Annotated in this window: 10 protein-coding genes; all 10 read right to left on the reverse strand. The window is 49.7% G+C overall.

Annotation, left to right across the window (positions count from 1 at the left end; all coding sequences use genetic code 11):
* Nucleotide 1 precedes the first annotated feature (1 nt).
* A complete protein-coding gene (locus BK816_RS05670; protein WP_170299671.1) occupies nt 2–1,237 on the reverse strand; it encodes an FtsW/RodA/SpoVE family cell cycle protein in 1,236 nt (411 codons plus the stop codon).
* A gap of 26 nt (nt 1,238–1,263) precedes the next feature.
* Nucleotides 1,264–2,796, reverse strand: coding sequence for a UDP-N-acetylmuramoyl-L-alanine--D-glutamate ligase (murD, locus tag BK816_RS05675; RefSeq protein WP_071164312.1), 1,533 nt, complete (start codon nt 2,794–2,796; stop codon nt 1,264–1,266).
* The gene (mraY, locus tag BK816_RS05680; protein ID WP_071164313.1) at nt 2,793–3,875 is read right to left on the reverse strand and encodes a phospho-N-acetylmuramoyl-pentapeptide-transferase; all 1,083 of its coding nucleotides are present in this window, start codon (nt 3,873–3,875) and stop codon (nt 2,793–2,795) included. The genes murD and mraY overlap by 4 nt, the downstream gene beginning before the upstream one ends.
* Nucleotides 3,872–5,353 (reverse strand): UDP-N-acetylmuramoyl-tripeptide--D-alanyl-D-alanine ligase, encoded by a 1,482-nt coding sequence (locus BK816_RS05685; protein WP_071164314.1) that lies wholly within the window; start codon nt 5,351–5,353, stop codon nt 3,872–3,874. The genes mraY and BK816_RS05685 overlap by 4 nt, the downstream gene beginning before the upstream one ends.
* Nucleotides 5,343–6,989: a Mur ligase family protein gene (locus BK816_RS05690; protein WP_083379101.1), complete on the reverse strand. Its 1,647-nt coding sequence runs from the start codon at nt 6,987–6,989 to the stop codon at nt 5,343–5,345. Before BK816_RS05690 ends, BK816_RS05685 begins: the two co-directional genes overlap by 11 nt.
* A 65-nt stretch (nt 6,990–7,054) precedes the next feature.
* Nucleotides 7,055–9,025 (reverse strand): peptidoglycan D,D-transpeptidase FtsI family protein, encoded by a 1,971-nt coding sequence (locus BK816_RS05695; protein ID WP_083379102.1) that lies wholly within the window; start codon nt 9,023–9,025, stop codon nt 7,055–7,057.
* 20 nt (nt 9,026–9,045) lie between these two features.
* Nucleotides 9,046–9,438, reverse strand: a complete 393-nt coding sequence (gene ftsL, locus BK816_RS05700) for a cell division protein FtsL (protein ID WP_071164315.1) — start codon at nt 9,436–9,438, stop codon at nt 9,046–9,048.
* Nucleotides 9,435–10,424 (reverse strand): 16S rRNA (cytosine(1402)-N(4))-methyltransferase RsmH, encoded by a 990-nt coding sequence (gene rsmH / locus BK816_RS05705; RefSeq protein WP_071164316.1) that lies wholly within the window; start codon nt 10,422–10,424, stop codon nt 9,435–9,437. Before rsmH ends, ftsL begins: the two co-directional genes overlap by 4 nt.
* 119 nt (nt 10,425–10,543) lie before the next feature.
* Nucleotides 10,544–11,023, reverse strand: a complete 480-nt coding sequence (gene mraZ, locus BK816_RS05710; protein ID WP_241270830.1) for a division/cell wall cluster transcriptional repressor MraZ — start codon at nt 11,021–11,023, stop codon at nt 10,544–10,546.
* Between the two features lie 228 nt (nt 11,024–11,251).
* A complete protein-coding gene (locus BK816_RS05715) occupies nt 11,252–11,674 on the reverse strand; it encodes a DUF3040 domain-containing protein (RefSeq protein ID WP_083379103.1) in 423 nt (140 codons plus the stop codon).
* Between the last annotated feature and the right edge of the window lie 51 nt (nt 11,675–11,725).

Here is an 11,725-nt window from a genome sequence, read left to right on the forward strand (position 1 = left end):
CCTATGATTTGGCAGTACGTGACAAGACACTATTGACTCGTTTGGCACTGCGCGCCCGAGTAGAAAACACTAGTTTAGCCCCGGGGACACTCTTCGCTGCGGCCAAGACGATCCCCATCCCAGCCAAAGTGGACAACAAGGCGGAGAACCCACGCGAAATGAATGGTAAAGGAACACCTAGGACCGGCAAAACACCAATTACTACCCCAATGTTAACTGCCGCTTGAAAACTGATCCACACCCCCATGCCGAGGCAAACGAAACGAAGCCAAGGAACTTGCTGAAGCCAAGCCACTTGGAAAATGGCATACATCAATAAGAAAAATATTGCGAGGACGGCAAGGCCACCTAGAAAGCCATATTCCTCGGCTAAAACGGCAAAAACGTAGTCGGAATCGGCGGTAGGCAAACGTAACCATTTTTCTCGAGACCCGCCCGGCCCAACACCTGCAAGTCCGCCATTACCGATCGCCCAAAGAGCATGATCAGATTGCTCTGGCCCAGTTTTTTCTTCAGTCACGGCCATACCAAAAATGGACATTACCTTCTTCGACACGCGAGCTAAACGAGTCGGATTATGCATCACACCATAAGCACCAGCAGCGACCCCGACAATAACTAGGAAGCCTAAATATTGTATTTTGGCGCCGTACATCAGGATCATAATAAAGAAAATCACTACGAAAATGATGGAAGAGCCCATATCGCCGCATAGTATTACTGGCCCCACTCCAAGTATTAAAAGCCCCGTAAGGTAAACGTAGGCATTTACCCCTTGGCGCAAGTCCAAAGGGAATCTAGTCAAAAGAAGTGAAAGAGCCATAATAAAGGCTAACTTTAAAAGTTCAGATGGCTGTACATCACCCAGCATCGGAATAGTTAGCCAGTTACGGTTACCACCGATCTCTTTACCGATGAAAAAAGTTAGAATCTGTAGCGCGAAGGCGAAAGGGAAAACAATATAGGTGGAAGCTTCTAGCAACCAAACCGGCAGCTTTGAAACAATAGTCAAAGCTAAAAATCCCACTAAATAGTAAAGCAAGTTTTTGCCCATACCGACATAAAACTCATGCCAGTTGCTCAGCAAACGAACCGAGCTGGCGGAATAGACCAGCGCCATGCCCATAGCGGAAAGCAAAATTACACAGGAAAGAATTATGTAAAAATAATGCGCCGAAGGCTCAGGCCCATTTTCCTCGGCTTGCAACATCGTCGGTGGGAAATTGTTGCGAGTCATTTTTTCTTTCCAAGTATTTAGTCGGCTCATGAGCCTGCACCATTTGTATCTTCTGACGAGGGTGCTAGCGGCATGGTCTGTGCTTCAGCTTGTTGCTCAGCAAGTCGAGCTACCGCCTGCGCAAATGCTTCCCCACGCTGCGCATAGGAATTGAACTGGTCCCATGAGGCACAGGCAGGAGCAAGCACAACCGTATCGCCTGGGAGCGAATGTGCTACGCATTCATGGACTACCGACATCATGAAGTCTTCGTGACCGTCGACCTCTACTAACGGAATTTGGGGAGCATGCTCTGCAAAGGCTTCCAACCATGCCGAACGATCTTCGCCGATAACTACCACGGAACGTAATCGTGGAGCAACGCTCTTGACGAGGTCATGGAAATCCTGGCCCTTGGCTAAACCACCAGCAATCCAAACGGCACGTCCCGGAGCGATGCCAGCCAACGATGCAGCAGCTGCATGGGCATTGGTAGCCTTAGAATCATCAATCCAGTTAACTTCCGCAACCACTCCCAGGTCACGACGACGGTGACCGGCAAGTTCGAAGGAACGCAAGCCAGCGGAAACTGCTTCAGGTTCAACGTCTAGTGCTCGAGTTAAGGCAATCGCTGCTAAGGCATCGCTAACCAGTGCTGGGCTTAGCGCCGATGGGCCCAAGTGAGCGAGATCAGCAAAACTAGCCATGAAAAGTGCTTGGGTTTGACGCTGTGGCAAGTAAGCACGATCGATCAGGTTATCCTCGATAACTCCAATGCCCGAAGGAGCTGGAGAGCCCAGGGTGAAGGAAATAGCTCGGGCACCTTCAGCAACGTCAGCGTCTTCCACCATTTTGATCACTGCTGCATCAGATTCTGGATAAACACAGGCAGTAATCGTATTTTCGTAAATCTTAGCTTTAGCCTTGGCATAAGCTTCAGTGCTACCATGCCAATCTAAGTGGTCCGCAGCTACGTTCAAGCAAACTGACGCAGTTGGCGCCATATCTTGGGCATAAAAAAGTTGGAAACTTGAAAGCTCGACTACTAAGGCATCGTATTCGCCGGTAGCTACTTCAGTTAAGATCGAGCGACCGATATTCCCAACCTGAGGTGCCCGGTAACCAGCGGCAGTCAAAATTGCCCCACACATACCCACCGTGGTGGTTTTCCCATTGGTACCGGTGACACATAGCCAGGGCTGTTTGCCGCCTTGGGCCTGTTGCCAATGCCAGGCAAGTTCGACCTCGGACCAAACCCGACCGGCAGCTAATGCAGGAGCCAAAAGCTGAGACGAGGGAGGAATCCCTGGGGAAGCTACTACGAGATCGTATTCCTCAGCAACTATTTGCTCACCTAGCTCATTAACCTCACCACCAATGGCATTAAACCCAGCGGCTTGAGCTTTGTCTACGGCTGACTGTGATCCGTCGTAGAGGGTGACTTCGATTCCTTGCGAAGTAAGTACTTCGGCAACTGCTAGACCGGTGGTAGCAGCCCCTAGTACTGCGGCACGCTTCGCTTGGGCGAAGATATTAGTGTCGGGTAGATCGGTAGGCAGATTTTGGAAAGAATTACTCATCGGACTGTAGCTGCCCATTCTGCGTAGAACAAAATCACCCCGAGGATGGCAAAGACGCCAGCAATCAACCAGAAACGGATAACGATAGTGATTTCCCGCCATCCCAAAAGTTCAAAGTGATGATGCAATGGTGCCATCTTAAAGACACGTTTTCTGGTGAGTTTGAACGAGGTAATCTGAATAACGTCTGACATGACAATAATGACGAATAGCCCGCCAATAATGATTGCCAAGAACTCAGTGTGGGTGAGAATGGATAGCCCAGCAACCGCAGCACCAAGTGCTAGCGAACCAGTGTCGCCCATAAAGATCTGGGCAGGAGCAGCGTTCCACCAGAGGAAACCAAAACAGGCTCCCACAATAGCTGCTGAAACAATTGTTAAGCCCAGTGGATTAGAGGTTTGATAACACCCGAGAGAGTCTACCTTGGTGCAATCTTGGTAATACTGCCAAATCGAAATAAACGTATAGGCACCGAAGACAACCATTGAGCTACCAGTCGCGAGGCCGTCGAGTCCATCGGTGAGATTTACTGCGTTGGACCACGCGGCTACCAGAAGATTCACCCACAGGATCATGAGCACAATGCCAAGGCCCATACCCCAAGTAGCCAAATCAAAATTCGTATCCCGTACGATTGAAATCGCGGTTGAAGCAGGCGTTCGACCATCTGGGGCTTCGATTAAGGTGGCCCCAAGGGCAAAGATAGTACCAACCAAAACTTGGCCAATAATCTTGGCCAGTGGGTTCAAGCCCAAAGATCTTTGTTTACTAATCTTGGTGAAATCATCAACAAAGCCAATGACTCCAGCCCCAACAAAAAGCCACATGAGAAGCACGGATGATAATGCCGGCCATCTCCCAGCAAAAGCATAGGCGCTAAGCCAACCAACGAGAGTGGCAAAAATAATCATGACGCCACCCATGGTGGGCGTACCGCGTTTGGTCAAGTGCTCAGTCGGGCCATCTTGGCGAATGAATTGACCATACTGGCGTTTGATTAGGAACTTAATATAAAAGGGAGTGCCAAACAAGGAAACTACGAGCGAGATTCCTAGGGCGATCAAAATTGCCATCATTTGATTAGTTCTCCCTTTGCCAGTTCCTCAGCTAACTGATAAACGTTCGAATATTGCGAGCCTTTAACTAAAACAGTATCACCAGCGCGAAGAGTTTGAGCGAGAGCCTCACGGGCGGTGGCTAGGTCATCGCAATATTTGCTGGGAATCTTTCCAGTAAGAGCTTCATGCAAGGGCTTTGCACGCTCACCTACGATCACCGTCTGAGCTACCCCAGATTCTTCTAGGACTGTTGCTAATTCGGCGTGAAGTTCATCAGAAGTCGGGCCAAGTTCCAACATCTGTCCAAGCACTGCCACCAATCTGCCATTAGCTTCAAGTGGCCCAAGATGCGCAAGTGCACTGATCCCGGCACGCATAGAATCAGGGTTGGCATTGTATGCATCGTCAAGCACCTGCACCCCATTAACACTAAAAATGTGCATCCGGTGAGGGCTGATCGCTCCTGCCTGCTCTAATCCATAAACTACCTGAGCTAGGGTCAACCCCATAGCAAAGGCAGCACCGGCGGCAGCAAGAGCGTTAGCAACATGGTGTTGCCCCACAATCTGCAACTTCACCTGAGCACTCTGGTCTGCCCAATGCAAAGTAAAGGTTGGATGGCCAATTGCATCTAAGGAAATATCGGTGGCCCATAAATCAACTGAGGTTGGTTCATAGGACAAATCAGGATTGTTGTCTGGATTAATGAAATCAACCTGGGTGCCTCGAACACTAGGGGCCGAGATCATTTCCTGTCCACTTGGCGAAAACCAAATCACGCGATCAGGTGCCATAGCAGCCATTTTCACCACTTGGGGATCGTCAGCGTTCAGAACCGCAATTCCCGTTGGGCGTAGTCCAGAAACCAGTTCCGCTTTAGTTTTTGCTACCATTTCGTAGGTCCCGAAACCGCCAAGATGAGCTCGTCCAACCATTAATACTACGGCGACATCGAGCGGCACCAAGCTGGTCAAGTAAGCTAGATTTCCCGGACCATCAGCGCCCATTTCCAAAACGGTAAAAGCAGTTTTAGCCTCAGTTTTTAGGGCAGTTAATGGCATCCCAACTTCATTGTTAAAAGACCGGAGGTTCGAAACAGTTGGCGCAACGGCTGCTAAAGATTGTGCTAGAAGATCCTTAGTAGTTGTCTTTCCAGCCGAACCTGTCACACCACAAACTTGAAGTTCTGGGTTTAGTGAGCGACACTGTGCCAAGTGGAACTTTGCCACTTGCCCTAAAGCGCGAGTCGTATCCGCAACTAAGATTGTCGGAAGAGGCCAGTTACCTGGCTTAGAAACAAGGGCAGCTACCGCCCCATTTTCTTTTGCAGCAGTAAGGTAGTCGTGTCCGTCTGCCTTTTCTCCTTCGCGCGCCACATAGAGACTACCGGGAATAACTTCGCGGGAGTCGGTCACGACATTGGCAGCTAAAAAACAGTTTTCTCCAGTTAACTGGCCACCTAGAAAATCTGCGAGAGTTGCGAGATCAACATTCATGGGATTCTTCTCCACTTGCGTAATAATCAACAACCACTTGGTTGTCATCCAAATGTACGGGCACACCAGCCACCATTTGGATGGTTTCATGGCCGCGACCAGCTAAAAGTACCGTATCTTGAGGCGTGGCGAGTTTTAAGGCCGTAATGATGGCTTTTTCACGACCATCGATTTCTAGGACAACGGCAGATTCACGGGTGTGATCTGGAGTAGCCAAGAGTTCTTTGGCGACTTTAAAGGACACCGGCTCATTAGGACAACCAGCTAGAACTTCTTTACGAATCTGTGCCGGATCTTCGTCGTAGGGATCGTCCTCGGTAACGAGCGCTACCTCAGCATGTGCACAAACTGTTTGTCCCATATCTGCACGCTTACCACGGTCTCGCTCACCAGTAGCCCCAAAGACTACCAACATATTGCCCTCTGTTCGATCACGTAAAGCGGCAATCGCTCCAGTCAAAGCATCGGTCGTATGAGCATAGTCAACCACAACTAAAGGAGTAGTATCAGTGCGTCCTTGCGCTACTTGCATGCGACCAGGCACCTGTGCTGAATGAGCAATCGCATCAGCAGCCAGTTGCGGCTCTACTCCCCCAGCAATTGCCATCACAATAGCCATCGCAGTGTTTTCCACATTGTAGTTGCCAGGAAGCGGCGCTAGGGCTGATACCACCTGCCCTTGCGGACCGTGAAGTTCAAAATGTGTCCCGCGATGATCTTCACTCGCCTGCAAGTTTTTTGCAGTCCAATCAGCGACTTTTTCTACCGCGACAGTAACTACATCTATTTCGGATGTTTTTGCAAGCTTTTGTCCCCATTCATCGTCAATACAGACAACTCCTTGCGTGGCATATTTGGGGGTAAATAGTTTAGCTTTGGCTTGGAAGTAGTCTTCCATGGTGCCGTGGAAATCTAGGTGATCACGCTGTAGATTCAAAAAACCGACCACTTTGAACTTAGTGGCATTAACTCTCCCAAGTTCGAGTGCGTGCGAGGAAACTTCGATCGCTAGTTGCGGTACTGATTTTTCTTTGGCATACGCTAAAAGTTGTTGTAGAAGTGGTGCTTCTACGCTGGTTCGCACGCTAGGGATTTTAGCGCCACCAATTTCAACGGCTACCGTCCCGATCACTCCACATTGCTTAGTCTCTACTAATGGCTGGTCTTGTGCTTGCGGATTGTTTTTCGCTCCCAAGGCTGCCCGAAGCAAATAGGTGGTAGTAGTTTTTCCGTTCGTTCCAGTGACCCCATAAACTGCTACTGCTTGACTCGGGCTTGAGAAAATTTGGGCGGCAACTTCTCCGGCGATTTGTCGTGGCTGTGGATGGGTCAGAACCACGAAGTCCTTTGGAAGTTCACCTGCTTCGAAAGCCTGTTCGGCTCCCGCTGGGTCGGTTAATACGGCCGTCGCCCCTAGTTTCAGCGCCCCAGCAAGGTATTTAATTCCATGGGTTTTCGCCCCTGGCAAGGCGATAAATAAGCCTTGCGGAAGTACCTGTTGGGAGTCTAAGGAAACTTGCTTAATAACGGTCTGTTGTTCCCCTTGTAGGCAAGCTAAACCATGCGTTTGACATAGTTCGGCAATAGTTACTCCCTCATTGGATACTGGAGCGAAATCGCGGAAGGCCATAGACATGTTTCTACCTTAAAGCATTAGTGATTTAGATGAACGACAGACACCCGATGAAAACAAATTCATACTCACTCAACCTTTAGGGGGAAGAGGTCGGGGCCATCTTCTGATGGGCGAACTCCCAACGTTTGCATAGTCCGCAGTGCTAGTTGTTTAAAGGCGGGTACCGCCACGACACCACCATAAACACCGCTCTTTGGCCGGTAGGCTACCACTAGTACCGCCGCTACTGGGTTTTCGGCTGGCAAGATGCCACCGAAAGAAGCCACTACCCCGCTCTCATTTGGGTTCTTAGAAAGGAGTTCGGAAGTACCACTCTTACCTGCGACGTTATAGCCATCGAGTCTTGCCTCTGGTGCGGTACCTTCTTCAGTGACCACGCCTTCCATCATGCGCACTAGTTCTTTGGCGGTTTTTTCGCTGATTACGCGTTTTGGCTGGCCGAGGTCGACCTTCTCATAATGACCATCTGGTTTGGTATAGCCATCGACTAGATGAACTTTGTTCTTAACCCCGCCATTGCCAATGGTGGCCAACATATTTACCACCTGCAAAGGTGTGGTGTTAAAGCCTTGTCCGAACATGGTGGCATAGCGAGTACGTCCGCCCCATTTGTCGTATTTGGGCAAGATGCCTGCACTTTCGTCGGTTAGCTGTACCCCAGTTTTTTCTCCCCAGCCGAAAGCGCGCATGAGATTGTAGCGAGCTTCATCGCTAACTTTGTCGCCGATTTGCACGGTACCAGTGTTGGAAGACTCGGCAATGATTCCGGCCGCTGTCATATTGATAGCTGGGTGCTGGTGTGAGTCTTGGAAGGTTTCCCCATTAGGCATAGTGATCTTGCCGTACGACATGACCGGCGTTAGCGGAGTAATTTTTGCTTCTTCAAGTGCCTGCGCCACGGTAACCACCTTGGCGGTTGAACCGGGTGGATAGGTTGCTGACGCGGCACGAGAGCTGAACAGTACCGGAGTGCCCGGTTTCGCGTTTTGGGGGTTTACTACCCCAGAATCACCAATCGCCAATAGACGACCGGTTTTAACTTCTTCCACTAGGGCTACCACCCAATCAGGCTGGAAGCGTTCCTTAGTTTCATCTGCGACTTTTTGAGCGAAAGCATTTAGATCGGCATTAATCGTTAGGTGCACATCGGTTCCAGGCACTGCGGGAGTTTCATGTTCTTCACCGCCGGGGATCACCGCCCCGTTGCCACCGATTTCTGCTTCCCAGTAACCTGGGGTTGCTTTCAAAACGTTTTGTTCTAGTTTTTCAATCCCTGTCACCCCAACCCGCTTTGGCGCACCTTCCGGAGTTTTGGTGGCTGGATAGGCAAAAGTACCAATAATGTTTGCGGCAATGTCTCCACGTGGATACAAGCGTTGCGACTTTTCAATCGTTTTAATCCCAACAATATGCAAATCATTAATTTGTCGAGCTACTTCTGGGGTTAAGTCTTTAGCAACTAGTTGGTAGTTACGGCGATATTGGTTGCGATATTTGGTATTTCCCTTGGCGCGTTCTTGGTTAACCTTATTTTCTTCCGCCTCTGCTTCTTCATAAGAATGCGGATTCTGAGTCAGCATGCCACCAAGCTCTGCAGGGTTCATTTTTAGCAAGGGGGCAAGCTGTTTGGCGGCTGCCAAAGGGCCACGACCAATAATTTCGCGATGAACTTTACCGTTTTCATCCTCGGTCTTTTTAATCTGAACGTAGGAGCTAAGGTTAACTGGGTCGGCAACCAAATCGTAACGGGTCGATGAGGAGGCAAGTACCTGCCCAGTTGAATCATAGATTTTTCCGCGTTCTGCGGTTAAAACTTGACCCACCATGCGATTCCGAATGCCTTCTTGTGCATAGCTTTGTCCGTATACAACTTGGACAAAAAATAGCACGACAGTTAGACCCAAAAAAGCCATTCCGAAAAGCCCAACCAAAAGAGTTAGGCGAGGGCGAGAAATAGTTCCGCGAGGATAAGGACGCAAAGCCTGAACAAGATTTCGGAATCCCGCAAGGATGAATTCTTTCAACCAGGCAATCATTAGCACCCGCCTCCTACTATTTATCTTGCGGGTTTACCGCCTACGATTTCTTTAGTGTCAAGATTGATGTAACCATAGTCGGCATAAGGCACCATTCCTAGTTCCCGCGCCTTATCTGCCAATTTCGAGGCCGAAGACACCTCGTTAATCTGATCTCGCAAAGCCTGATTCTGCTCCTTGAGCACTTCCAATTCAGTACGGTACTTGCCCATATTAAGACTGAGCACTGTCTGGTAAGAGTTGATGCCTAGGGCAGCACCAATAGCAGCCACAATCAACACCAAGGAAGAGGCAAGTACCAAACGCTGGCGCTTCTTGGGGCGAGGTGATTTTACTACCTCGAGTTTGGCGCGGACCGGTGCGGTGGGCCGAGGACGGGCGTACCGTGGGCTTACTTTAGCGGTTGCGTTCATGCTTGCATCCTTTGTTTATCATCAACTTTGACGTCGCGGATTTTTTCGCAGGCTCGTAGGCGAACCGGCGCAGATCTGGGGTTATCAGCAATTTCGGCCTCGGTGGCTCGACGAGCCCCCTTGGTCACTAGCTGTAAATAGGGTTTGGCGCTTTCGGGAACTACCGGCAAATCCGGAGGCGCCTGCGTAGTCGCACCAGCGGCAAAAGAACGTTTAACTAGGCGGTCTTCGAGGGATTGGTAGGACTCGACTACTAGTCGTCCCCCCAGACGCAATGAATTGATGGCTCGAGGTAAGGCTAGGCGGAGGATTCCAAGTTCATCATTTACCGCGATGCGAATAGCCTGGAACGTACGCTTGGCCGGGTTACCACCGGTACGCATGGCCGCTGCAGGCAACGAATCACGGACAATTGCTACTAGTTCACTGGTGCGAGTTAATGGTTTTTCAGCACGTGCTTTTACAATGTTTTTCGCAATGCGACCGGCGAATTTTTCTTCGCCGTAAAGATGGAGTACGCGACGTAACTCCGCTTCGTCAGCAGTGTTCAAAAATGTGCCGGCATCAGTTTGTGCTTGCTGATCCATTCGCATATCAAGTGCCGCATCTCGAGCATAGGAGAATCCTCGGTCAACTTCATCTAGTTGCAAGGAGGAAACTCCAAGGTCCATCAAGATTCCGTCAACCATGCCGCCGACCGTGGCTGCGACCTCGCCCACCTGATCGTAGGTGGTGTGGAATGCCTGAAAACGATCACCGAATCGAGACAATCGTTTGGACGCCAAAGCAATCGCTTCTTGATCTCGGTCGATACCCAAAACAGTGAGAGTTTCAAAGCGCTCGAGCATGGCTTCGGTGTGCCCGCCCATCCCTAGGGTGCAATCGATAACTACTGGCTTTGCCACTTGGAGGGCAGGAGCTAACAAATCTAGACAAGCATCACGCAAGACTGGTTGGTGCGCGCCAGCTGGGTCGATTTCTCGCATGTTCCCTCCTTTTGTTTATCGTTTGTTTTTGTTTATTGACAATCTCGCCAGAGCCACAGCTGGCGTTCTGGGAACGGGGAAGTTTCTCAGAACTACAAGCTGTAGATCTCACGTGATTGTCAGAACAGACCCGGCACGATTTCCTCACCTGTGTTGGAGAAGGTTTCTTCCGCATCAGGTAGGTAGTTGTGCCAAGCTTGGGCATCCCAGATTTCTACTCGAGAGCCAGTGCCGATTACCACTAAGTCACGCCCTAGGTTGGCGTAGTCGCGCAAGTTAGCAGCAATCGAGATACGTCCTTGTTTATCCGGAGTTTGCACATCTGCACCCGAGAGAATCACACGGGTAAAGTCGCGTGCTTGCTTCGAAGTTAACGGCGCTTTTCGCAGTTCGGAATACATCCGTTCAAACTCGGGTGCCGAAAACACAAAGATGCATCGTTCCTGGCCTCTAGTCAGAACTAGTTCAGCCCCTAGTTGGTCACGCAATTTCGCAGGCAAAATGAGGCGACCCTTGTCATCGAGCTTGGGTTCATAAGTTCCCAAAAAAGCTGAGAGCATGGGCACCTCCCCAGCAAAATCATGTTTCCAACCAGACATCCACCACTTTACTCCATTTCCCACCACATGTCTTTGCAAAACGAGCTATTTTTCGAAATTAATTTTTAAGAATCATTGAAATACCAACACTTATTTAAGGTGGAGGAAAGTGGAGGGAATTTCTCACTTTTTCTCACCCTAAATATTTCGATCAAAGAAAAATGACAAAGAAAATCCCCCGACCGTAGTCGAGGGAGAAAAGTGGAGGGTAAAGAAAGCTAGTTGGCCTTAGGCTTGTTGCTGGCCTCGCTGACGAAACTTTTCTTGTTGCTTGGCTTTAAAACTACCTGTCTTTGCAGGTTTGTCAGTTTTCTTATGCTCAGATTGGAAGGGATTAGATAGCGCGTAGTAAACACCGGCCACCATAAAACCAATGCCGACTAGACCAACGATAATGCCCGAGAGTTGATAGCCGAGAGTAACGCCTACCAAAAGCAAGACAATCCCTAGGAGAGCTCCCAGTGACCCCCAAAGAATCCGGCGAGAATCAAGTGCTTTTTTCTTTGGTTCTGAAGTTGGTTTTGACTCATTACCAGTCGTCTGACGAAGAGGTTCAGTGACATCGGCAATCCCAAGTTCAGCTTCCAAGCTAGAAGCCATCTGATCCCAGATTTGCTGTTCATGTTCCGATAGGCCCAAAAGACTCTCCATTTCGTCAAGCGTTTGTCCCTTAGTTTCTCATATCCAGCTATCTATGTCACC

The organism is Boudabousia tangfeifanii (assembly GCF_001856685.1).
GTDB lineage: Bacteria > Actinomycetota > Actinomycetes > Actinomycetales > Actinomycetaceae > Boudabousia > Boudabousia tangfeifanii.